Annotated in this window: 19 protein-coding genes; 13 read left to right on the top strand and 6 right to left on the bottom strand. The window is 56.4% G+C overall.

The window, feature by feature from the left end; translation table 11 throughout:
• Positions 1-20: 20 nt before the first annotated feature.
• On the bottom strand, positions 21-2906 hold the full coding sequence (locus tag ACW44H_RS01920) for an insulinase family protein (RefSeq protein ID WP_457506466.1): 2886 nt from the start codon (positions 2904-2906) through the stop codon (positions 21-23).
• Positions 2906-3592 carry an SOS response-associated peptidase gene (locus tag ACW44H_RS01925; protein ID WP_113268458.1) on the bottom strand — a complete coding sequence of 229 codons (687 nt, stop codon included), beginning with the start codon at positions 3590-3592 and terminating at the stop codon, positions 2906-2908. The genes ACW44H_RS01920 and ACW44H_RS01925 overlap by 1 nt, the downstream gene beginning before the upstream one ends.
• Positions 3593-3784: 192 nt before the next feature.
• Here ACW44H_RS01925 and ACW44H_RS01930 point away from each other — a divergent pair, with 192 nt between their 5' ends.
• On the top strand, positions 3785-4399 hold the full coding sequence (locus ACW44H_RS01930; protein WP_113268459.1) for a TetR/AcrR family transcriptional regulator: 615 nt from the start codon (positions 3785-3787) through the stop codon (positions 4397-4399).
• Positions 4396-5061, top strand: coding sequence for a 1-acyl-sn-glycerol-3-phosphate acyltransferase (locus ACW44H_RS01935; protein WP_457506468.1), 666 nt, complete (start codon positions 4396-4398; stop codon positions 5059-5061). The genes ACW44H_RS01930 and ACW44H_RS01935 overlap by 4 nt, the downstream gene beginning before the upstream one ends.
• A 48-nt stretch (positions 5062-5109) precedes the next feature.
• On the opposite strand, the gene ACW44H_RS01940 is transcribed toward ACW44H_RS01935, so the two are convergent.
• On the bottom strand, positions 5110-6384 hold the full coding sequence (locus tag ACW44H_RS01940; protein ID WP_113268461.1) for an HlyC/CorC family transporter: 1275 nt from the start codon (positions 6382-6384) through the stop codon (positions 5110-5112).
• 104 nt (positions 6385-6488) lie between these two features.
• Positions 6489-7286, bottom strand: coding sequence for a cytochrome C assembly family protein (locus ACW44H_RS01945; protein ID WP_457506470.1), 798 nt, complete (start codon positions 7284-7286; stop codon positions 6489-6491).
• A 244-nt stretch (positions 7287-7530) separates the two neighbouring features.
• Between ACW44H_RS01945 and ffh the strand changes: the two genes are divergently transcribed.
• From ffh to ACW44H_RS02000, 11 genes are all read left to right on the top strand, one after another.
• The gene (gene ffh, locus ACW44H_RS01950) at positions 7531-8967 is read left to right on the top strand and encodes a signal recognition particle protein (protein ID WP_457506472.1); all 1437 of its coding nucleotides are present in this window, start codon (positions 7531-7533) and stop codon (positions 8965-8967) included.
• A 289-nt stretch (positions 8968-9256) separates the two neighbouring features.
• A complete protein-coding gene (rpsP, locus tag ACW44H_RS01955; RefSeq protein WP_007111767.1) occupies positions 9257-9505 on the top strand; it encodes a 30S ribosomal protein S16 in 249 nt (82 codons plus the stop codon).
• 59 nt (positions 9506-9564) lie between these two features.
• Positions 9565-10122, top strand: a complete 558-nt coding sequence (gene rimM / locus ACW44H_RS01960) for a ribosome maturation factor RimM (RefSeq protein ID WP_457506475.1) — start codon at positions 9565-9567, stop codon at positions 10120-10122.
• A gap of 71 nt (positions 10123-10193) precedes the next feature.
• Positions 10194-10970: a tRNA (guanosine(37)-N1)-methyltransferase TrmD gene (gene trmD, locus ACW44H_RS01965; protein ID WP_113268884.1), complete on the top strand. Its 777-nt coding sequence runs from the start codon at positions 10194-10196 to the stop codon at positions 10968-10970.
• 168 nt (positions 10971-11138) lie between these two features.
• Complete coding sequence (gene rplS / locus ACW44H_RS01970) at positions 11139-11495, top strand: 50S ribosomal protein L19 (RefSeq protein ID WP_027957738.1); 357 nt, start codon at positions 11139-11141, stop codon at positions 11493-11495.
• Positions 11496-11641: 146 nt separating this feature from the next.
• Complete coding sequence (gene xerD / locus ACW44H_RS01975; protein ID WP_457506478.1) at positions 11642-12523, top strand: site-specific tyrosine recombinase XerD; 882 nt, start codon at positions 11642-11644, stop codon at positions 12521-12523.
• The gene (locus ACW44H_RS01980) at positions 12498-13274 is read left to right on the top strand and encodes a DsbC family protein (protein WP_457506480.1); all 777 of its coding nucleotides are present in this window, start codon (positions 12498-12500) and stop codon (positions 13272-13274) included. Before xerD ends, ACW44H_RS01980 begins: the two co-directional genes overlap by 26 nt.
• A gap of 101 nt (positions 13275-13375) precedes the next feature.
• On the top strand, positions 13376-14692 hold the full coding sequence (locus tag ACW44H_RS01985) for a homoserine dehydrogenase (protein WP_457506483.1): 1317 nt from the start codon (positions 13376-13378) through the stop codon (positions 14690-14692).
• A 6-nt stretch (positions 14693-14698) separates the two neighbouring features.
• Entirely contained in the window at positions 14699-16087 is a 1389-nt protein-coding gene (gene thrC / locus ACW44H_RS01990; protein WP_457506485.1) for a threonine synthase, read from the top strand.
• A 7-nt stretch (positions 16088-16094) separates the two neighbouring features.
• Positions 16095-17912 carry a single-stranded-DNA-specific exonuclease RecJ gene (locus tag ACW44H_RS01995; protein ID WP_457508894.1) on the top strand — a complete coding sequence of 606 codons (1818 nt, stop codon included), beginning with the start codon at positions 16095-16097 and terminating at the stop codon, positions 17910-17912.
• Between the two features lie 46 nt (positions 17913-17958).
• The gene (locus tag ACW44H_RS02000) at positions 17959-18588 is read left to right on the top strand and encodes a YitT family protein (RefSeq protein WP_113268469.1); all 630 of its coding nucleotides are present in this window, start codon (positions 17959-17961) and stop codon (positions 18586-18588) included.
• A gap of 95 nt (positions 18589-18683) precedes the next feature.
• On the opposite strand, the gene ACW44H_RS02005 is transcribed toward ACW44H_RS02000, so the two are convergent.
• Positions 18684-21263, bottom strand: a complete 2580-nt coding sequence (locus ACW44H_RS02005; protein ID WP_457506488.1) for a heavy metal translocating P-type ATPase — start codon at positions 21261-21263, stop codon at positions 18684-18686.
• Positions 21260-21688: a MerR family transcriptional regulator gene (locus tag ACW44H_RS02010; protein ID WP_113268470.1), complete on the bottom strand. Its 429-nt coding sequence runs from the start codon at positions 21686-21688 to the stop codon at positions 21260-21262. Before ACW44H_RS02010 ends, ACW44H_RS02005 begins: the two co-directional genes overlap by 4 nt.
• Positions 21689-21910: the final 222 nt, after the last annotated feature.

Below are 21910 nucleotides of genomic sequence, written 5' to 3' on the forward strand. Positions count from 1 at the left end.
ATCAGTAACGGGGTTTAGCGTTAAGGAGTCGCTTGGTCGTTACGTGTTTTAGGCAGCGGTGAGCGCGCTTCTCGGTAATCACTTACATCGCTAGGCTCGTCGCCTGGGTTAAAGCGTATATCCAGAGCGTGCCCGCGAAGCGCTGGCCAGAGAGCCTTGATATCTTCAAGGCTAACATCAAGCACTAGGTCGGCCTGTTGTTCACGACGGTCAAAGCGTACGTCCTCCAATGCTGTTGCCTGCCAGTAACGGTTGGCCATACTCTCAAGACTGGTGTCGCGCTGACGCAGCTGATCGTGTACCGCTTGGCGATAGGGCGCCAGGTCTTCGTCGCTTAACTGGTCGAGTCGCTGATCAGCCTCTTCAAGAAACGCATCCATACGCTCTGCGATAGTGTCGCTCTCTACATCGGATGACTGAACCACGAGGGCAATCCCCGGTGCTTCGAGTAGCGGCGAATAACCCGCATTAACGATATAGCCGAGTTGTTGTTCCGTGCGTAGCTGTTGGTAAAACGGCGTTTCCAACCACTGAGCGATCACGCTAGTCGTTGCTTGCTCTTGCGGTGTTTGGTCGCGAGCTTGCAGATAGCGCAGGATCAACGACTCATCCCGTGAACTGTGAGGGTGCAGTACATTATGCTCTTCACTAACCGCGAGTGGGGTTAGGTTGGCTATATCGTCGCGCGTCAATTGCGGCCGGAGCTTTGCACGTATTAGCTGTGTTTGTTCGCGAGCCAGTTCCGCATCGAGATTACCCACTGCCATAGCATCGACATAGAGGTCGTCTAGAAAACGTTGACGAAAGTCCTCTAAATGGCTTCGTTCAAAGCGATCGCTGGCGGCAAGCAGTTCAGCAGTTGACCACTGGGGTGTGAGCAAGGCTTCGCCCAGCGTGCGGCTGGCTTGGCCATACAACGATGCCTGGGGCGCGTTGCGCCATTCGCGTTGAAGCTGGTAACGCACGCGTTCAAAGGCACTGTTCGTGATGGCGGCATTTTCTAATTGCTCAAGCGCCTGTTCAATTAACGGGGTTTGGCCATCCCGCCAGCCTGAGAAAGAGAGCGTCATACCGCGTGAGTGAGGGTAGGCGCTAAACGCTTGACCTGCCAGCCAGGCGGGATAGAGAGATTCGTTCAGGCTGTCATTGAGCCAACTGGCGAGCAGCCGGGTGAGCACCGCCTCTTCGGCTGAGTAGCTAGCGGTGGGGTTCTGTAGGCTGATTCGCCACTCAACTTTTGGCGTATCAAAACGTGCGCTCTGCATATGCCAAGCGGTAAACGAGGGCGTATCGACTAACAGGCTCGGCTGCTCATCCTGCCCTTCCAGCAGCGTCAGGTCACTGGCGATGAAGGGGTTGGGTCCTGGTAGCGCCAGTCCGCCAAGGGCCTGGCTCGACTGGTCGGGTGTTTGCTCTTTCCATTGCGTATTGAACCAGGGGGTAACCGTGTCGCTCTCTACATCCGGCGCAGAGTAAACACGCAGCATATTATCCGACGTTAGCGCATCCAGGTAAGCTTGCTGACGTTCCTCATCGGGGCCGTCCATGCGGTAAGGCGCGTACTGTACGTCTTCCACCGGATAGCGTGATAGATTCATGGCGAGACGGGTCGCTTCCTGTTGCGGGGCACCATGCTGCTGAAAGCGGAAAGCCTGCTCATTGAGGTCTGCCTGTTCCTCGTAGCGCCAATCAGCGAGGCCCTCGTTACGCAGTTGCTCGATGGCCGCAAAGAGGGTGGCTTCGATATCGTCCAAGCGCTCGGCGCCCGTAGGGGTAAGACTGATGGAAACAGTAAACAGCGCCTCGTTACCATCGCCGCGGCCAACACCGGCTGAAAGTCCATCGGCGAGCCCTGCGTCACGCAGTACCGCCAGCAAACTGCCTTCGCTCTCATTGCCTAGTAGGTGGGCGATTAGCTGTGCTGGTTTGGTGCGATAGTCATCTATGGGGTCGGGCACCGGAAAATAGAAACGTAACTGACGGCGATCTTGCAGCGACTGACGCTCGATATAGCGGGGGAGAGTGTCGGCTTCCACCAGTGGCGCATCAACAGTGGGCACGCTTAAGTCGTTGTCAGGAATATCAGCAAAGCGTTCGGCTACCCACTCCTCCAGCGTATCGAGCGGCTGTGGAGCCACTACTGCCAGGTTCATCACATTGGCGTCGTAATGCTGGTGGTAGAAATCGATGACCCGCTCGCGCAGCGTTGCTTCGCCTTCAGGCGGGCTAGCTAAGGTTTCCCGGCTACCCACGGCAAAGCCGGTGGTGGGGTTGTCAGGGTTGAGCAGTTGATTGAGTACATCGTTTTCGCGCCGGGATTCATCGCGAATACGCGCCATGTACTCCGAGTGAACGATATTGCGCTCGCTTTCCAATTGATCAGCGTTAAATAGCGGCGAGAGGAAAAATTCGCTGAAACGGTCAAGCGCGCCCGGCAGTGCCGATGGCTCAATATCAAAGAAGTAATTGGTATCCTGCTGCGCCGTAAAGGCGTTATGAGAGCCCGCATTATTGGAAATATAACGCTGGTAAGCATCGGATTCTGGATAGGGCTCGGTGCCTAAAAACAGCATATGCTCTAGAAAATGCGCTAACCCCTGAAGGTCATCGGGATCTTGGGCGCTACCTACCCGTACATTCATTGACGCCGCCGCCTTGTCCGCTTCCGGATCACTCACAAGCAGCACATTAAGGCCGTTTTCAAGCGTCAAAACGCGGTAGTCCCGGCTGTCATAAGGGCTAATGATGGGGGTGGCTGTTTCCTTAACGCCATCAGCAGCCTCCCCGGCAACTGAGTTATCGCTTGCGGCGAATGCGAGTGGCGACATCGCGATGCTTGCGATAACGCCAATTAGGGCGCCCTGGGGCAGAAGATGCCAACGCTTTAAACAAGTGGAACGCAACATTACAGCTCCTGTGACACAGCCCAGCGCAGCATCGACCCAGTAGGGTGGGCACAAGCCGATGACTGATAGGCGGGATTATTGACATGGTTAGATACCGGAAAAGCGCCCAACAGTTCCAAAGGAGCAGGCGCTAACAGCGAATTAAGCGTTTCTGAGTCAGTATTCGGGTCAAGCCAAGCCGCTAACGCATGGCTGGGAATGACAACTGGCAATCGATCAGTTAAGGGCGATAAAAGTAGATTGGCGGGCACGGTGATCAATGCCGCGGAATCGGTAAACGCCGTTAACGTGGTGTGGTAACGGCACCATAACGCCCCCAGCAGGAGCGGCGCCCGTGAGACTTGGGTCACTAAATAGGGTTGTTTACTGCGCGGCTGCGTTTTCCAAAGATAGAAGCCGCTGACAGGAATAACGCAGCGGCGCGAGCTAAAGGCATCGCGAAACATCGCGCGTGAAGCAAGGGTCTCGGCCCGGGCGCAATGTGGCGCGTGATCCAATACTTCCAACCAAGGCGGCGTAAGCCCCCAAAAAAGCGACGAGAGCCGATACTCGCCTTGTTCAAGGCGAATCGCTGAAATTGGCCGCCGTGGCGCCAGGTTCGGCGACTCAATCAGTGAGTCGGTGGACTCAAGTGTCGGCAATAAACGGGTCAGCGGTAAATTTTGTACGTGCAGTCGCCCCGTCATACCCTTCTCCTTAAGCAAAATCGTCGTGGAAGTGACCCTGTATAGCGGGGGACTTCGTGCAATTAAGCACGAAATGTAGTGTTTTAGTGTCGAAAACAGTGTTCGATGTAAGGTATCCTATAGTATCCCTTGCTCCCGCTAAAGCGCAGTAAGGCATTCCGCCTTGTTTGCCGTTGACCTTAAGAGATCGCCATGGCCCGTCCTAGACAGCATGCGCCCGATGCCCTCCACTCGCAGGTCATGCACGCTTGTGATGAGTGGTTGGCTGAGCAGCCAGTCCATGGTCTTTCACTGCGTGCCCTGGCCAGAGACGTTGGCTGTGCCCCTAGTACGCTGCTCAAACTTTATGGCAGCTTCAATAATTTATTACAGCACGTCAATGTTGAAACGCTAGCACGCTTACAGCACACCATCACAAGCCTTGCCGATGATGCTCCCGAGCCATGGCTGCGCTCGCTGGCGCATGCGTACTGGCTATTTGCTGAGCAGGACTGTTACCGCTGGCAGCTGCTTTTTGATTATCCACTAGCGCAAGAGGGTGAGCTTGATCAACGCCAGAGTGATTTGATTGAGGCGCTGTTTACCCAAGTGGAGGCATCGCTAAAATCCTATCAGCCTGCACTGGATGATCTCGAAGCTCGCCGTTTGGGGCGTACCCTGTGGGGCAGTGTTCACGGTTTAGTCCAACTTGGGCTTAATGAGCGTTTAGGCTACTGGCAGGGGCAGCAACTGAAAGTGGATGAGCTGCTGGATCAATTGATGAGCACCATTTTGGCTGGTCTACGTCATCGTGAGGCGGCGACGTGACGGGGTGGGTTAATGCGGCTCGCCAAGTGCTACGGTGGCTGATTTTTGTTTCAATGCGCCTTTGTTATCGGCTCCAAATCCATGGCCGTCAGCATATCCCCAAGCACGGGGCAGCGCTTGTGGTGTGTAACCACGTCAGCTTTATGGATGCCTTGGTGCTCGGCGGCGCGAGTCCCCGGCCTCTGCGTTTTGTGATGGACCAGCCGATTTTTGATTCCCCGTGGTTAAAATGGTGGTTTCAGCTGGTCGGCGCTATTCCTATCGAGTCGGAGCGGCGAAGCCCTGGCGCCCTAAGGCGCGCATTGGATGACGTTAGCGCCGCGCTACGCGAGGGACAGGTAGTAATGGTGTTTCCCGAGGGCAGGTTAACCCCGGACGGCGAGATACACACTTTCCGGCGCGGATTAGAGACGATTTTGGCGCGGGACGATGTGCCGGTGATTCCGGCTGGGCTGGCAGGCCTCTGGGGCTCGTGGACGTCTCACCATGGGGGCAAGGCGCTAAAGAAGTATCCCAAGCGTTTTCGCGCGCCGGTGAGTTTGCACTTTGGGCCACCGCTTAACCGCCTGGATGCCGATGATATGGCGCTGCGGCGGTTTTTGGAAGCCAGAGTGAGGGCGTTAAAAGCGGCGGCCGATCAGGATATCGCCAGCCGCCGTTAAGCTTTTTTTGGGCTATCTCTTAACTCAATCCTTCGCCTTCATTGCCGCCTAACGGCGTGGCGCCCGCAGCTTTTGCCAACAGCGCGCCGAGGTAATGAGATTATCGCGAATCTCTAAAATCTCCATGCGCATATTATCGATCTGCAGGCACGCAGGGCCTTCAGGGAAAGCCTCAAGGTGTTCAAGAATTAAACCATTGAGCGTTTTTGGGCCATCGGTGGGTAACTGCCAGCCAAGCATCTTATTAATTTCGCGAATATTGGCAGTGCCTTCGATGACGTGGCTGCCGTCATCTTGCTGGTGAATCTCTTCGTCTTCAGAAACATCGGTGGTGAACTCGCCAACGATCTCTTCCAGAATATCTTCCAGCGTCACCAAGCCTTCTACGTCACCATATTCATCCACCACTATGCCAATACGCCGTTTTTGCTTTTGAAAATTGAGCAGTTGGGTATGCAGCGGTGTTGACTCGGGAATGAAGTAAGGTTCCCGGGCCTCTTGAACAATTGATGCCTTAGTGACTTCGTCGCGGGAGAGAAAGCGAGCCGCGTTGCGCAAATGCAGCATGCCAATAATATTGTTGATGTCGCCTTTGTAGACGGGTAAACGAGTGTGCTGACTGGTACGAATCTGGGTCAAAATATCTTCAAGGGTGTCATCCAGATCGATGCCCAGTACCTCGTGGCGCGGCACCATAATGTCATTTACAGTGACGTTCTCAAGATCAAGAATCGATAGCAGCATCGCGCGGTGTCGATAGGGAATCAGTGTGCCCGCCTCGTGGACCACCGTGCGCAGCTCGTCACGGGTCAGGCTGTCACCGCCGTTATCCACGCTTTTAACGCCCACCAGCCGGAGCAGGCCGTTAGACATCACGTTGACCAGCCACACCAGCGGGTAAAGCAGCTTTAACAGCGGCTCTAGGGCGTAGGAGGTGGGGTAGGCGATCCGCTCCGGCTTAATAGCTGCATAAGTCTTTGGCGTTACTTCAGCGAAAATCAGAATAGTAATGGTCAACAGGGCGGTGGAGATGGCTGGTCCCGAGACATCGCCAAAAAAGTGAATGGCAATAATGGTGGCAATCGAAGCTGCTAAATTATTGACGAAGTTATTGCCGATCAGGATAACGCCAATCAGGCGGTCTGGGCGAGTGAGCAGGCGCATGACCCGTTTGGCTCTACGATCCCCGCTGTTGGCCTGATGGCTCAGGCGGTAGCGGTTGATCGACATCATGCCGGTTTCAGAGCTGGAGAAGAACGCAGAAAGCAGTATCAGTAAGGCTAGCAGGCCGAACAGTAACCCCAGGGGGAAGTCGTCGCTCAAGTCGAAAAGTCCTTTGTGGCGTATTAGGCTCGATTTGTAGAAGGTGGCGAATGATGTGTCAAGACAACCATAGGCGTGGTTGCACTCCGTTAGCGGTTGAGTCGCTAGCGGTTGAGTAAAACCTCAAGCACAAACTTGCTGCCAAAATAAGCCAACACAAGCAGGCCACTGCCGCCCAATGTCCAGCGCACGGCGCGCATGCCGCGCCAGCCAAACCGGTAGCGACCCACCAATAGTGTCGTGAAGATTACCCAAGCCAGCAGTGACAGCACGGTTTTGTGAGCTAAGTGCTGGGCAAAAAAGTTATCTAGAAAAATAAGGCCACTAACAATAGAGAGTGTTAATAAAATAATACCCGCCCAGACCAGCTCGAAAAGCACCCGCTCCATGGTAGTTAGCGGTGGTAGCGACTGCACAATTCCACGGATATGGTGATGGCGTAGCGCCTGATTTTGCAGACCAACCAGCACCGCTTGGGCGGCGGCAATCGCTAGTACGGCAAACGCTAATGCTGAACTTATCGCATGCAATAAAATGCCCGGTGTAAGCCCGGTATGGCCGCCCTGATTGGGCAGCCAAGTGGCGGCGAGAAGCGCAATACCCGCCAGCGGAAACAGCGCAATCCCGGCATTAAGCACCGGTTTAAACAGGCTGGCTACTAGCACGACGTTGACTGCGACCGCCATCAGTAAGGTGGCGCTGGTGCTAAAGCCGGGCAGTAGCCCAGGGGTTTGGCCGACTAATTGGACCACCACCGGAATGTGCAGCAACAAACCCAGCACGGCGAGCAGGCGTACCATACCCTGACGGGGCGGCACACGCCGGAACAGCGTCATGCCCTGCCAAATGGCAGCCGCAACATAAAGAACAAAAGCAATCGTGGCGAAAGGGAGCGCCTGCATGATGCTATCCGTGCGCCTTGCAGCGCGTTGCTGTGAATAAATAAACGAATTAAGCGTGATTACGACGAAAATCCATCCAACTACTATAACTAATCCAAGCGGCGTCGCCCAGCAGGGTAAACGTACGAAAATAGGCAAGGGTGCTGGATGCCCCCATGGAGACTCAGGGCGTGAGCGCGTATAATCGCCCCACATCAGTCCATGGCGTACGCGCCGACGGCAGTGACGGAGGCAGAGAGGCCCCATGTTCCAGAATCTAAGTGAGCGTCTTTCCCAGACGCTAAAGTCGATTAAGGGTCAGGCTCGCCTGACCGACGACAATATTAAAGACACCTTGCGCGAAGTGCGCCGTGCACTGCTTGAGGCCGACGTTGCATTGCCGGTCATCAAGGAATTCATTGAACGCGTGCGCGAGCGGGCGGTTGGGCAGGAAGTATCCAAAAGCCTGTCACCAGGCCAGCAGTTCGTCAAAATCGTCCAGCAGGAGCTGGAAGCGATTATGGGCGAAGCCAACGACGGCTTTGTGCTTAAGGGTTCCCCCGCCGTTGTATTGATGGCTGGCCTGCAGGGGGCGGGTAAAACCACCTCAGTGGCCAAGCTGGCCCGTTATCTGCGCGAGCGCGAGAAGAAGAAAGTGCTGGTGGTATCTGCCGACGTTTATCGCCCGGCAGCCATCGACCAGCTTGAAACCTTGGCCAAAGAGGTCGCGGTGGATTTCTTCCCCTCGCGCTCTGACCAGCAGCCGGTCGCGATTGCCGAAGCAGCCATCAAGCACGCCAAAATCCAGTTCCACGATGTGGTGCTGATCGATACCGCTGGTCGTCTGGCAATTGATGACGCCATGATGGCGGAAATTCAGGCGCTACATAAAGCGGTCTCACCTCAAGAGACGCTCTTCGTCGTCGATGCCATGACCGGCCAGGATGCCGCCAATACCGCCAAGGCGTTTAGCGAAGCGCTGCCGCTGACCGGTGTGATCCTGACCAAAGCGGACGGTGATGCCCGCGGCGGTGCGGCGTTGTCTGTGCGCCACATTACCGGTAAACCGATCAAGTTCATGGGGGTCGGCGAAAAAGTTGACGCCCTCGAGCCGTTCCACCCAGACCGGGTTGCCTCGCGCATCCTGGGCATGGGCGACATGCTGTCGCTGATCGAGGAAGCCGAGCGCACCGTCGATAAATCCAAAGCCGAGCAGTTGGCCAAAAAGGTCAAGAAGGGCGACGGCTTTGATCTGGAAGATTTCCGCGACCAACTTCAGCAGCTCAAGAAAATGGGTGGCATGGGCGGCTTATTAGGCAAGCTGCCCGGCATGGGTCAGATGGCTGAAATGGCCCAAGGCCCTGGTCCTGAGAAAGAGCTTGGCAAGCTGGAGGCGCTGATTAACTCCATGACGCCTAAAGAGCGCCGCAAGCCCGATATTATCAATGGCTCGCGCAAACGCCGTATTGCTTCGGGTGCTGGCCTGCAAGTGCCAGACCTTAATCGTCTGCTCAAGCAGCATAAACAGATGCAGAAGATGATGAAGAAAGCCGGCCAGAAGGGCGGCATGCAGAAAATGATGCGCGGTATGTCCGGCATGATGGGTGGCGGTGGCCCCGGTGGCCCCGGCGGGCCAGGTGGAATGGGCGGCCCCGGTGGCATGGGCGGAATGGGTGGCCCCGGCGGATTGCCCCGGCGCTAAAACATCAGTCGAGAAGTGCTGATGCGCTTGGTGAGGTTGACGGCCTATCAGTTTTCTGGCTGTCAGGCTTTCCAAGCCGAGCGCATTTGCGTAGAATGCGGCCTCTTCATGCGTGGGTGTTGCCTAAAATACGTTAAAAACGTAGCGGTAACAGTCTCGGTGAAGGCCTTAATGGCGCTAAGCAGGCCTTGCGCAAGCATGGCGCCAAGAAAACAGCACGACGAGTGTTCCGATAGCGTTAAGCGCTAACAACACACTCTCGTAACCTCAACCGAAGGATAGTTATCGTATGGTTACCATTCGTTTGGCCCGTGGTGGCGCCAAGAAGCGTCCCTTTTACCACCTGACCGTTACAGATTCTCGTAACGCTCGCGACGGTCGTTTCATCGAGCGTATCGGCTTCTTCAACCCGGTTGCCCGTGGTCAGGAAGAGCGTCTGCGCGTTGATCTAGACCGCGTTGTTCACTGGCAGAGCCAAGGCGCCCAGTTGTCTGGTCGTGTTGCTGAGCTGGTTAAAGAAGCACGCAAACAGGCATAAGCCTGCTTGTTGGATCTGTTGTTTAAACAACATGAATGCTGGGTTAGCTGAGGTCGTCAATGACGCGTTCTGAACTACGTCAAGAACTAAGCCAAACTGACGACACGCATGTGGTGCTAGGCAAGCTGACTAGCCCTTATGGGGTGAAAGGTTGGCTCAAGGTGTACTCCTACACCAGCCCAATGGACAGCATTCTCGAATACCCAGAATGGTGGGTGCGCCAGGGCGAAACCCTGAAGCGCATAGGCATCGTTCAGGGGCGTCGACAAGGTAAGGGAATAATCGTGCAGCTTGAAGGCGTCGATGACCGTAGTGCGGCGGAAGCACTCGCCCAGACGGATATTTTGATGCCCAAAGAAGCACTGCCTCAACTTGCTGAAGACGAATACTATTGGCATGAGCTTGAAGGCATGGCGGTCTTCACTCAGGCCGGCGAGCGGTTAGGACGGGTAAGCTACCTGTTTGAAACCGGCGCCAACGATGTCATGGTGGTTCGCGGTGATTCAGACGCAATCGACAAGCGCGAGCGGCTGCTGCCATTTTTGCCAGACGATGTCATTGTCGAAATCAGTTCCCAAGAGGGCCGTATGGTCGTCAACTGGGATCCTGAGTTTTGAGCGAGATGAACAGTGACAGGATGGCCGACTCGATAGAGCCGGACATGGGCAATGAGGTGGTGACGCCTGCCATGTGGATTGGTGTTGTGTCGTTGTTTCCCGAGATGTTCGACGCATTAACGCAACAGGGCGTGGTCGGGCGAGCAGTAGAGAAACAGCGTATCGCACTGGAGTTTTGGAATCCGCGGGATTACGCCACTGACCGCCATCGTAGCGTCGATGATCGCCCCTATGGCGGTGGTCCAGGCATGTTGATGAAAGTCGACACCCTGCGCGCAGCGATTTTTGCGGCTCGTGAGCGGGCACAAAAAGCCACCGGTTTAGTGCCGACGGTGATCTATCTCTCGCCGCAAGGACGGAAGTTGGATCAGCAGGGCGTTCAAGCACTGGCTTCCGCCGGGCCTTTAGTGGTCGTGGCAGGACGCTATGAAGGCATTGATGAACGCGTGGTGGAAAGTGACATCGATGAAGAGTGGTCGATTGGCGACTATGTGCTGAGCGGCGGTGAGCTGCCGGCAATGGTGCTGATCGATGCAGCGGCAAGGCTGATTCCCGGCGTGCTGGGCCATCAGGATTCCGCTGTCGAAGACTCGTTTAATGACGGTCTGTTAGACTGCCCGCACTACACCCGTCCGGAAGTCATTGACGGGCGCCAAGTGCCGGATGTGCTGTTAAGCGGTAATCATGCAGCCATCAAGCGCTGGCGGTTAAAGCAGTCACTCGGCCGTACATGGCAACGTCGTCCCGATCTGTTGGAAGGGCGATCGTTAGATGCCGAACAGCGTAAGCTGTTGAACGAGTTTATCGAAGAACACGCTCTGTCCACTATTTCAGCTAGAACTGAGTAGATCAGAGCGGCGGTGCAGGGCGGACAAGGCGAGTAGTTTTTTGATAGTAGCCAACGCACCTGTGTCACCCATAACGACTCCCGCATAGCTCGTTTCGAGCGCCGGGATCACGGCTTCCGCCACCCATGATTGAGCGGTCAAGCCAACACGTTATTCAGGAGTATGATGATGAGCAGCAAAAGCAAAGTGATCCAGGCGATCGAATCTGAGCAAATGGGCAAAGAAATTCCTCCCTTTGCCCCCGGCGACACTATTGTCGTTCAGGTAAAAGTAAAAGAAGGCACCCGCGAGCGTCTCCAGGCGTTTGAAGGTGTAGTCATCGGTAAGCGTAACCGTGGCCTGAACTCCGCGTTCACCGTGCGTAAAATTTCACACGGCGTTGGCGTTGAGCGTACCTTCCAGACCTACAGCCCGCTGGTTGACTCGATCGAAGTCAAGCGTCGCGGTGATGTGCGTCAAGCCAAGCTTTACTACCTGCGCGAGCGCAGCGGTCGTTCTGCCCGTATCAAGGAAAAGCTGGCTTAAACGCCACTCTTCCGTGGGCGTGCGCTGTGCTTTTTTATGCGTCGCGCCCAGATACTAAGACCCCGTCACCGCTTTGCGGGGCGGGGTTTTTTTATCTAAATGCATGTTTATGCCGCTTATCAAAAACGGCTGGAGACTGCTGACGTATGAGCGTTATCGATGCATTTTTAGATGCTCTCTGGCTTGAGCAGGGCGCCAGCGACCATACGTTAGCCGCCTACCGGCGTGACTTAACCGCCTGGCAGGCGCATTTGGAAAGCCACGGCGAAGCGCTGCTGGCGCCTCCACCAGCACGCATCAGCGAATGGTTTGCCAGTCGCCGTGAGCAAGGCTACCAACTGCGTAGCAATGCCCGGCTGCTGTCGACGCTACGTAGCTTCTATCGTTGGGGGCGCCTCAATAATCAAGTGGCGAGTGATCCGCTCACTGACATCAAGCTGCCACGGGTCATCCCCGGCTTGCCTAATACCTTGGAAGAGGATGAGGTAGAGCGTCTGCTATTGGCGCCCGATACGGACACACCTTTGGGCGTGCGTGACCGTGCCATGCTGGAGTTACTATACGCCTGCGGCCTGCGGGTATCTGAATTGGTAGGGCTCACCGGCGATGCGGTCAACTTGCGTCAAAACGTGGTAAGGGTACGCGGTAAAGGCGATAAAGACCGCCTGGTGCCGATGGGTGAAGAAGCCGCTGATTGGCTGGCCCACTATATGAAGACTGCGCGACTGGATTTAATGAGCGACCCGACACGACCGGCGTTGTTTCCTGGGCGGGGCGACAAGGCCATGACTCGACAAACGTTTTGGCATCGAATTAAGGTGCATGCCATCACGGCGGGTATTAACCGGCCACTGTCTCCACATACACTGCGCCATGCATTTGCCACCCATTTATTGAATCATGGGGCCAATTTACGGGTCGTACAGCTGCTACTGGGTCATAGTGATTTATCAACGACCCAAATTTATACCCATGTGGCTCAAGCGCGCTTGGAAAGCCTACATGCAGAACATCATCCAAGAGGTTGAATTGATAATGCGTCAACGCCGTTTTTTAGCATTTCCGTTACTGATAGCGGGCAGCCTACTGCCTGTTGTTGCTCAAGCCGACGCTGTAGGAGACCGCCTGGCTGAATCCCTAAGCGTTAACGGTCAGGCGATGCCCGTGGAAGCGGTCACCGAAACGCCGATGGATGGCGTTTATCACGTTCGGCTGGAGAGCGGTGAATCTTTCTATTCCAATGCTGACGGCAGCCACTTCCTGGTCGGCGACCTTTACGAAAATGCGCCCGGTGGGTTGGTCAATCTATCCGAGCAAGAGCAAAACCAGGAGCGTGCCGATGCACTGGCGGCGGTGCCAGAAGATGAACGAGTGGTGTTCCGTGGTGCTGACGAACCCAAGGCCACCGTGGTGGTGTTTACCGACCCGACGTGCCCTTACTGCGCGCGCTTGCATGAAACCATTCCCGAACTCAATGAGCGTGGTATCGCTGTTCATTACCTAGCCTTTCCACGTGCTGGCATGGGAAGCCAAGCGGCTACCACACTCCAGCAGGTGTGGTGCTCGGATAACCGTAGCGAAGCAATGACCCAAGCAAAGGAAGGAGAGGCGATTTCCAGCGCAGCGGATTGCGATAACCCGGTCGCTGGTCAATATGAGCTGGGTAAAGCCTTGGGCGTGCAGGGGACACCAGCGATAATTTTGCCCGATGGGCAGTTAGTGCCTGGATTTGTGCCCCCCGATCGGCTCACCGCCATGTTAGGCTTGGATGAAGACTGAAACAAACAATAGTGCTGCCGCGTAAAATAGGTGGCACACAACGCTGAGATACTGTCTTAAGACCAGCACCACCAGGTGCACGACACGAAAGGGGAAGTATTTTGAAACCGGTAAGAGTAGGTATTTGTGGTTTAGGCACGGTCGGTGGCGGCACCTTTAACGTGTTGACCCGCAACGCTGACGATATTGCGCGCCGTGCTGGCCGCCCTATTGTGATTGAGCAGGTTGCTCACCGCAGTATTCATCCTGACTGCGATATTACCGGCATCAATACCACTTCAGATGTGTTTGAAGTCGCTACTAACCCCAATGTCGATGTTCTGGTGGAGCTGATTGGTGGTTACGATATCGCCCGCGAACTGGTACTGACCGCTATCGCCAATGGCAAGCATGTCGTCACTGCCAACAAGGCGTTGATTGCTGTACACGGCAACGAAATTTTCAAAGCGGCTCATGAGAAAGGTGTCATCGTGGCGTTTGAAGCCGCGGTCGCGGGCGGTATTCCGGTGATCAAATCGCTGCGTGAAGGCCTCGGTGCCAACCGCATTGAGTGGGTGGCAGGGATTATCAACGGCACCGGCAACTATATCCTTACCCATATGCGTGACGAAGGCCGTGCCTTTGAAGATGTACTCGCAGAAGCCCAGGCGTTGGGTTATGCCGAATCCGACCCCACCTTTGATGTGGAAGGCATCGACGCCGCGCACAAGCTGACGATTTTGGCCTCGATTGCCTACGGCGTGCCGCTGCAGTTTGAGAAGGCCTTCACCGAGGGGATCTCGCGGATTACCGCGGAAGATGTCGAGCAGGCCGATAACCTTGGCTATGTGATCAAGCATTTAGGAATCTCCAAGCGCACCGATCAAGGCCTGGAGCTGCGCGTGCACCCCACGCTGATTCCCAAAGAACGACTGCTAGCCAATGTTCATGGTGTGAAAAACGCGATTGCGATTATGGGTGATGCGGTAGGGCCGACGCTCTATTATGGTGCCGGTGCAGGCGCTGAGCCGACTGCTTCAGCGGTCGTCGCCGATCTGCTCGACGTGGCGCGGGATATCTCCACCGATCACCACTACCGGGTGCCTTACCTAGCGTTCAGCGGTATTGGTGAAGATGTCAGCCAGTTACCCATCATGCCGATGGAAGACATTACTACCGCCTACTATTTGCGTTTGCTGGCGGTGGATCGTCCTGGTGTGCTGGCGCGAGTGGCAACGATTCTGGCCGAGCAGGGCATCTCTATCGAAGCGTTAATCCAGAAAGAGGCCACCGAAGGTGAGCTGGTCCCTATCATTCTGCTGACGCACCGCACGAAAGAGAAACAAATGAACGATGCGATTCGTGAAATCGAATCCATGGCCGATATCGCTGGGCCGTTAACACGTATTCGCGTGGAAAGCCTGGACGAAGGGGAGTAAGCCCAAATGCGTTATGTCAGCACGCGTGGCCAGGCGCCCGCGCTCTCGTTTGAAGAAGTGGTGCTCACCGGCATGGCCAGTGACGGTGGGCTGTATGTGCCGGAAACGCTGCCTGAGTTTTCCCGTGAAGAGCTCGCCGAGATGGCCGGGCTCTCCTACGCCGAGATCGCCTTTCGAGTGATGAAGCCGTTCGTCAATGGCGAGATCGATGATGCGACGTTCCGCAGTATCGTTACCGAAGCCTACGCGACGTTCAATCACGATGCGGTCGTGCCGCTTAAGCAGCTAGATGCCAATCACTTCCTGCTCGAGCAGTTTCATGGCCCGACGCTCGCGTTTAAAGATGTGGCTCTACAGTTGCTAGGCCGCTTGCTCGATCACTTCCTGAAAAAGCGTGGCGAGCGTGCGGTGATTATGGGGGCCACCTCAGGCGATACCGGCTCGGCGGCGATTGAAGGCTGTCGCCACTGCGACAACCTGGATATTTTTATCCTGCATCCGCACAACCGGGTCTCGGAAGTGCAGCGCCGACAAATGACCTCGGTGCTGGCCAATAACGTCTTTAATATTGCCATTGAGGGCAATTTCGACGATGCCCAGGCGATGGTCAAGGCAAGCTTTGCCGACCAAACGTTCCTCAACGGTACGCGCCTGGTGGCGGTGAATTCGATCAACTGGGCGCGCATCATGGCGCAGATCGTTTACTACGTCGCCTCCGGTGTCGCGCTGGGCGCACCGCACCGTGAGGTGAGCTTCTGCGTGCCGTCCGCCAACTTCGGTAATGTGTTTGCAGGCTATATGGCCTACAAAATGGGCCTGCCGGTGAAGCAGTTCATCATCGCCACCAACGCCAACGATATTCTGCACCGCACGTTGACCGACAATGACTTCTCCAAAAAGGAGTTGGCGGCCACCCTGGCGCCCTCTATGGATATCGTGGTGTCGTCTAACTTTGAGCGCCTGCTGTTTGACGCCTACGATCGCGACGGCTTAGCCGTGGCAGCGCTGCTTGAGCGCTTCCAGCAGGAACCGACGGCGCTGGCTGATGCCCCACTGGCCAAGCTACGCGAGAAGTTCGCAAGCTATAGCGTCGACGATGCGACAATACTTGAAGTCATTCGTGATGCGCATAAGCGCACCGGTGAGATGCTCGACCCGCACACGGCTACTGGCTATCGTGCCGCCGAGCGCGCCCGCGCTGATCAATCAACACCGATGATTACCCTGGCGACGGCGCATCCGGCCAAGTTTGCTGAAGCAGTTGTCAAAGCAGGCTTCCCGGGTGTACCGCTACCGCCGCATATGGAAGATTTGATCGAGCGCGAAGAGCGTTACACCGTGCTGCCCGCCGAGCTTGCCGCCGTGCAGCAGTATGTCGCGGAAAACCGGCGTTAACACGTTGATGGCAGAGCTACCCCATCACACGCTGTGCGCTAGCACGCTTTCGTTTAGCAAGACCGAGCCACGTTTAGAGCCTCGTCCAGTGGATGAGGCGCTTTACGCCCGTGCTCAGGCAGAAGGCTTAAGCGAGCTTCAGGCGCGGCTGTTGGCCTCACGCTTATCCGGCTACAGTGGCGAGTTGGCACCCCTGGTAACGCCCAGCCTGCGATATCTGGTTCATCCTGAAAAGCTCGCTGATGGACGTCGCGCCGCCGAGCGCATTGCCCAGGCCGTTGCCGAAGGCGAGACGATCGGCATTCTCACCGACTACGATGTGGACGGTATTACCTCCCATGTAGTGATCCGGCGCACGCTGGTGGAGCTGTTCGGGGTACCCGAGGGCAAACTGCACAGCCTGATTGGCCATCGCATTCACGACGGCTACGGGATTAGCCTGCCGCTGGTAGAGCGCACCCTGGCGCAGAAGCCGTTTCCAACCCTGGTCATTACCGCCGACTGCGGCAGCAGTGACGAGCCGCGTATCGCGCGGCTAAAAGCGGCGGGTATTGATGTGGTCATCAGCGACCACCACGCGCTGCCGGTGGAGGGGCCGCCAAGCTCAGCATTTGCCTGTGTTAATCCTACCCGTGATGATTGCGACTACCCCGACAAAACCATCGCTGGCTGCATGGTGGCGTGGCTATTGATGTCGCTTGCCCGCAGTGTGCTGATCGAGTGGGGGGCGCTATCGGAATCGACGCCCAAGCTGTCACCCTGGCTCTCTTACGTCGCGCTGGGCACGGTCGCGGATTGCGTCTCCTTGGGCGGTAGCCCCGCCAACCGCGCGGTAGTTAATCATGGCTTAACGCTGATCAATCGCATGGATGCGGCGTGCTGGCGGGCCATGGCTACGCGCTTAGGCGCCGACAGCGTGCCCTTTAACGCTGAGACGTTGGCGTTTCAGATGGGCCCGCGCATCAATGCCCGCTCGCGGCTGGATGACCCCTATGCAGCGCTGCATTTCATGCTGGCCGAGAACGATGGCGTTGCCAACCGTCAGCTCGATGTACTGGATCAGGACAACCAATCCCGCAAAGCCATTGAGGCGGATATGGCTGCCGAGGCTCGCACCTTGGCGGCGAGTGCCCTGAGCGCCGATGAACCTGCGGTGGTGGTGCTGCTGGAAGATGGCCATCCCGGCGTGCAGGGTATTGTCGCCTCGCGGTTGGTGCAGGCTTATGGCCGACCAGCACTGGTGCTCACCCAAGCGGCAGCCCCCGGGATGTTGACAGGGTCGGGGCGTTCGATCGACGGACTACACTTACGCGATGCTCTGCAGCGCACGTTTGAGCTTGCGCCCCAGGCGCTGCCGCGCTTTGGTGGCCATAGTGGGGCTGCAGGTGTAGGCGTGCCACGCGACCAGCTTGGCGCTTTTAAAGCGGCCTTTCTGCAGGCGGTAGGCGAGCAGTTGGAGGGGCGAACCCTCTACCCGCGGCTGTGGACTGACGGCGAACTTTCAACGGCGCAGCTTTCGCTGACCACTTTGCAAGAGATCGAGATGCTTGGGCCCTATGGGCGAGAGTTTGATCCGCCGCTGTTTGAAGGGCGCTTTATTGTTGAAGCGCTGCGCCCGGTGGGGGCTGACGGCGCACACCTGATGCTGGAACTCTCCACAGGACCTGTGACCTGCAAAGCGATCTGGTTTCGTGCGTTAACGCCGGGAGAGCTACCTGGGTTTAACGTGGGCGATACGCTTCATTGCGCCTATAAGCTCAACCGTAACCGCTGGCGCGGCCGCGAAACGCTGCAGTTAATGGTCGAACACGCCAGCCCAATTTAAGCTGTACGTCGCATCATCTACTAACAATTTAAGTAAGGACGCTCTCATGCGTGTGGAAGATTTACCCAAGGACCAGCATCGCCCCTACGAAGATGTAATGGCGATGTTGCTGGGCACGTTTTTTGTCGCGCTGGGAGTTACTTTTTACACCCATGCGGTGCTACTCACCGGCAGTACAGCAGGCTTAGCGCTACTGCTCAGCTATATGACCAGCAGTCTCACCGGCTGGGGGTTTGGGGTGTATTTCTTCGCTATCAATCTGCCGTTTTACTATTTGGCGGTGAAGCGCATGGGCTGGAGTTTTACCCTGCGCACTTTTGCCGCCATCGGCCTGGTCTCGCTGTTTTCGGAGCTGACCCAAGGCTGGGTTCAGTTTGCCAGCGTGCCTTCTATCTACGCCGCCTTGATGGGCGGCGCGCTGATGGGCATCGGAATGCTGATGCTGTTTCGCCACCGTACCAGTCTCGGTGGTATCAATATTCTTGCGCTCTACCTGCAGGATAAACACGGTCTGCGCGCGGGCTATGTGCAACTAGCCATTGATGGCGTCATTCTGTTAATAGCCCTGACCCAGCTGCCGCTGGATCGCGTGGGCTATTCGGTGCTGGGGGCGTTGACGCTCAATCTGATTATCGCCCTGAATCATAAGCCAGGGCGCTATATAGGGGTGAGTTAGATAGCATAGGTGTGAGTTAGATGGCGTTCAGCTAAGCCAGAACCACCACACAATCAGTGCGATTAATCCCACGCCTGCCAAATTGACCAATACACTCATGAGACTTCCTCCTGGCTGGCTTTCCACCGCCGCAAGCGGTTAGCGTTACTGACCACGGTAATGGAAGAGAGCGACATCGCGGCCCCGGCTATCATCGGCGAAAGCAGCGTGCCGGTGAACGGATAAAGCACCCCTGCAGCGATAGGGATACACAGCACGTTATAGCCAAACGCCCCCACCAGGTTCTGCTTAATATTGCGCAATGTGGCACGGCTGATCTCGATGGCTGACGCCACCCCGTGCAGCGAGCCACGCATGAGCGTTATTCCCGCGCTTTCAATCGCTACATCGGTGCCTTGTCCAATCGCAAAGCCCACATTTGCTCGGGCCAGCGCGGGGGCATCATTGATGCCATCACCCACCATACCGACGATTTCCCCCGCCTGTTGACGGCGCTCGATCTCTGCGTGTTTGTCTTCAGGCAACAGGCCCGCGCGAAACTCATCGATGCCCACTTCCCCGGCAATGGCTTTGGCGGTGTGCTCGTTATCGCCGGTTAACATCACGATGGTTAAGCCGTCTTTTTGCAGGCGCTTGATCGCGGCCACGGTATCGTGGCGCAGCGGGTCGCTGACGCCAAACAGTGCGGCCAGCTTGCCATCCACCGCTAAGTACACCAGCGTGCGTGCCTGTTCTTCCAGGGCACGGGCTTGATCTTTACCTGCGTTAAGATCGACCCCTGCCTCCTTAAGCAGGCGTGCATTGCCCAGCAGCAGTGCTTTTCCATCAGGCGTCTGGGCTTTCACCCCGCCGCCGGTCACGCTATCGAAATGCGCTATATCAGCAACTGGGGCATCATTTTCCTGGGCGTAATTCATCAGCGCCGCCGCCAAGGGGTGCTCAGAGCCACGCTCGAGTGCATGCACTAAACTGAGTGCGGTGGATTGCTCGACGCCAAACAACTGCGCGTCGGTGACGCTGGGCTTGCCCTGGGTGAGCGTGCCGGTTTTATCGACGACTAACGTGGTCAGCTTGCTGGCGGTTTGCAGCGCCTCACCGCTGCGCACCAGCACCCCGTGCTCTGCCGCTTTGCCAACGCCAATCATGGTCGAGATGGGCGTGGCCAGGCCAAGGGCGCAGGGGCAGGCAATAATCAGTACGGTGGTCGCCGTGACCAACATATGGATGACTTGTGGGACAGGCCCCAGGTTGAACCACAACAGCGCCGTCAGTACGGCAATGATCATTACCGAAGGCACAAACACACTGGATACCTGGTCGGCGAGCTCGCCAATCGGTGGACGGGAGTTCTGAGCACTGGCTACCTGTTCGGTAATCTGCCCCAGCCGGGTGTCGGTACCTACCCGCGTTGCTTGATATACCAACCCACCGCGGCCATTCACCGTGCCTGCGCTAACCTCATCACCGACGTGCTTGGCCACTGGTAATGGCTCACCGGTGAGCATCGACTCGTCGATATGGCTTTGGCCTTCCATCACTTGGCCATCCACGGGCAGGCGTTCGCCAGGACGCACGCGAACGTGGTCGCCAGCACGCACGGCATCAATCTCAATCTCTTGCTCATGACCGTCGCGAATCACCCGTGCGGTTCGGCTTTGCAAATCAAGCAGGCGCTTTAAGGCATTACTGGTACGGCCTCGGGCGCGTAGCTCCAATGCATTGCCGAGCAGAATCAGCCCGATCACCATGGCGGAGGCTTCAAAATAGATGCCCTGGGCAACATCCGGCAGCCATGGCGCGAACAGCACGACCGCCATGGAGTACAACCAAGCGGTACCGGTGCCCATGGCGACCAGTGTGTCCATATTGGCTTGGTGGTGTTTAAGGTTCTTCCAGGCATTAACGAAAAAGTGGCGCCCCGGGAAGGCTAGAATGCCCAGGGTGAGCAGGCCAATAACTAACCAGTAGAGGCGACCCAGCCCCATCGGGTGAGGGTGGAAAAAGAACATGCTCAACATCAGCGGAATTGCCAGTGCCAGCGAAATTGCGCTGCCGCGCAGCCGGCGCTGATAGGTCTTAGCATCCTGTTCTGCGCGGGTGCGTTCGGCTTCGCGCATATCCACAATCGGTTCTGCCCCATAGCCCACCGCCTCTACGGCGGCGATCAATGCCTGAGGTTCAGCACTGCCGAATACCTGGGCAGAGTGACTGCCAAAATTCACGCTGGCGGTATCGACACCCTCGGTGCGCTCAAGCGCCTTCTGAACGCTTTTGACGCAGCTGGCGCAGGTCATGCCGCTAATCGCCAGGCGTTGTTTCTTGCCTTGCCCTTGAAAAAGGGAATGGGCGTTGGTGGTTTTTTCAGTATCAGTATCGACGGCTGCGGGATCTGCTTTGCTAGTCGCTTCGCTTGTGTCTGCTTCCTCTACCGTCATGTCGGCTGGCGAATAGCCAGCCTCTTTCAATCGTTGATCAAGCTCGGCGCTGGTTAAGGTTGATATAACCTCAAGGCGTTTTTCGCTAGGCGTGCCGGTCACCTCAGCATTGGGGTCGACGTTATGAATCGCCTCGCGCATGCGCTTAACACAGCCTTGGCAGCTCATGCCTGGAATGGTTCGTGTGGCGACGCCAGGGTTGATTGGATTGGTAGTGTTCAGGCCAGAGGAGTCGCTCATGGGGTCTCCTTGGTAGATGGTGAGTCAGGAAAGCTTTCAATTAAGCGGCACACACTGTGCCCGTCGGGCGTGCCGTCAGGCATATGCTGCCAACTGGCCAGCGCGTGCTCCATGCGTTCGGCGAGTGCCTCAAGTTCAGCAATGCGCGCCCGAATTTGGGGCAGTCGACTAGTGAGTAGATCACGTACTAATGGGCACGGAGAATCGCCTTGGTCGGCGTGGGTCAGAATGTCGCGAATTTCAGCCACGCTAAAGCCTAACTTGCGTGCCCTCTGAATAAAGCGTAGCCGCTCTAGGTCAGTGTCTGAAAAAAGTTGATAGCCATTATCAGGGTGCCGCTGGGGGGCAAGAAGCTGCTCACGAGCGTAATGGCGCACGGTTTCAGCGGTAACACCGCCCCGTTTTGCAAGCTCGTTAACTTTCATGGCCTATTCTCCTGACCGGTTAAATAATAGTCGATTAAGTGTAAAACCTATGGGTAACCCATAGGTCAAGAGGCTTTTGGTCGTCGGATAGTCTGTCAGCCAAAATGACTAAAACACTGATTTAAAACGACCGTGCGACTAATGTATAAGGTAAAAATGAAATAAAACGACCGTTTGCCCTTGAACCTTTGGCGCCGTTGAGAGAAAACAGTCATGTAGAAA

The organism is Vreelandella sulfidaeris Esulfide1 (genome assembly GCF_054072535.1).

Coding starts and splice junctions, on each gene's coding strand:
- ACW44H_RS01920 (WP_457506466.1), bottom strand. CDS start 2,906: ATGTTGCGTTCCACTTGTTTAAAGCGTTGGCATCTTCTGCCCCAGGGC.
- ACW44H_RS01925 (WP_113268458.1), bottom strand. CDS start 3,592: ATGACGGGGCGACTGCACGTACAAAATTTACCGCTGACCCGTTTATTG.
- ACW44H_RS01930 (WP_113268459.1), top strand. CDS start 3,785: ATGGCCCGTCCTAGACAGCATGCGCCCGATGCCCTCCACTCGCAGGTC.
- ACW44H_RS01945 (WP_457506470.1), bottom strand. CDS start 7,286: ATGCAGGCGCTCCCTTTCGCCACGATTGCTTTTGTTCTTTATGTTGCG.
- ffh (WP_457506472.1), top strand. CDS start 7,531: ATGTTCCAGAATCTAAGTGAGCGTCTTTCCCAGACGCTAAAGTCGATT.
- rpsP (WP_007111767.1), top strand. CDS start 9,257: ATGGTTACCATTCGTTTGGCCCGTGGTGGCGCCAAGAAGCGTCCCTTT.
- rimM (WP_457506475.1), top strand. CDS start 9,565: ATGACGCGTTCTGAACTACGTCAAGAACTAAGCCAAACTGACGACACG.
- trmD (WP_113268884.1), top strand. CDS start 10,194: ATGTGGATTGGTGTTGTGTCGTTGTTTCCCGAGATGTTCGACGCATTA.
- rplS (WP_027957738.1), top strand. CDS start 11,139: ATGAGCAGCAAAAGCAAAGTGATCCAGGCGATCGAATCTGAGCAAATG.
- xerD (WP_457506478.1), top strand. CDS start 11,642: ATGAGCGTTATCGATGCATTTTTAGATGCTCTCTGGCTTGAGCAGGGC.
- ACW44H_RS01980 (WP_457506480.1), top strand. CDS start 12,498: ATGCAGAACATCATCCAAGAGGTTGAATTGATAATGCGTCAACGCCGT.
- thrC (WP_457506485.1), top strand. CDS start 14,699: ATGCGTTATGTCAGCACGCGTGGCCAGGCGCCCGCGCTCTCGTTTGAA.
- ACW44H_RS01995 (WP_457508894.1), top strand. CDS start 16,095: ATGGCAGAGCTACCCCATCACACGCTGTGCGCTAGCACGCTTTCGTTT.
- ACW44H_RS02000 (WP_113268469.1), top strand. CDS start 17,959: ATGCGTGTGGAAGATTTACCCAAGGACCAGCATCGCCCCTACGAAGAT.
- ACW44H_RS02005 (WP_457506488.1), bottom strand. CDS start 21,263: ATGAGCGACTCCTCTGGCCTGAACACTACCAATCCAATCAACCCTGGC.
- ACW44H_RS02010 (WP_113268470.1), bottom strand. CDS start 21,688: ATGAAAGTTAACGAGCTTGCAAAACGGGGCGGTGTTACCGCTGAAACC.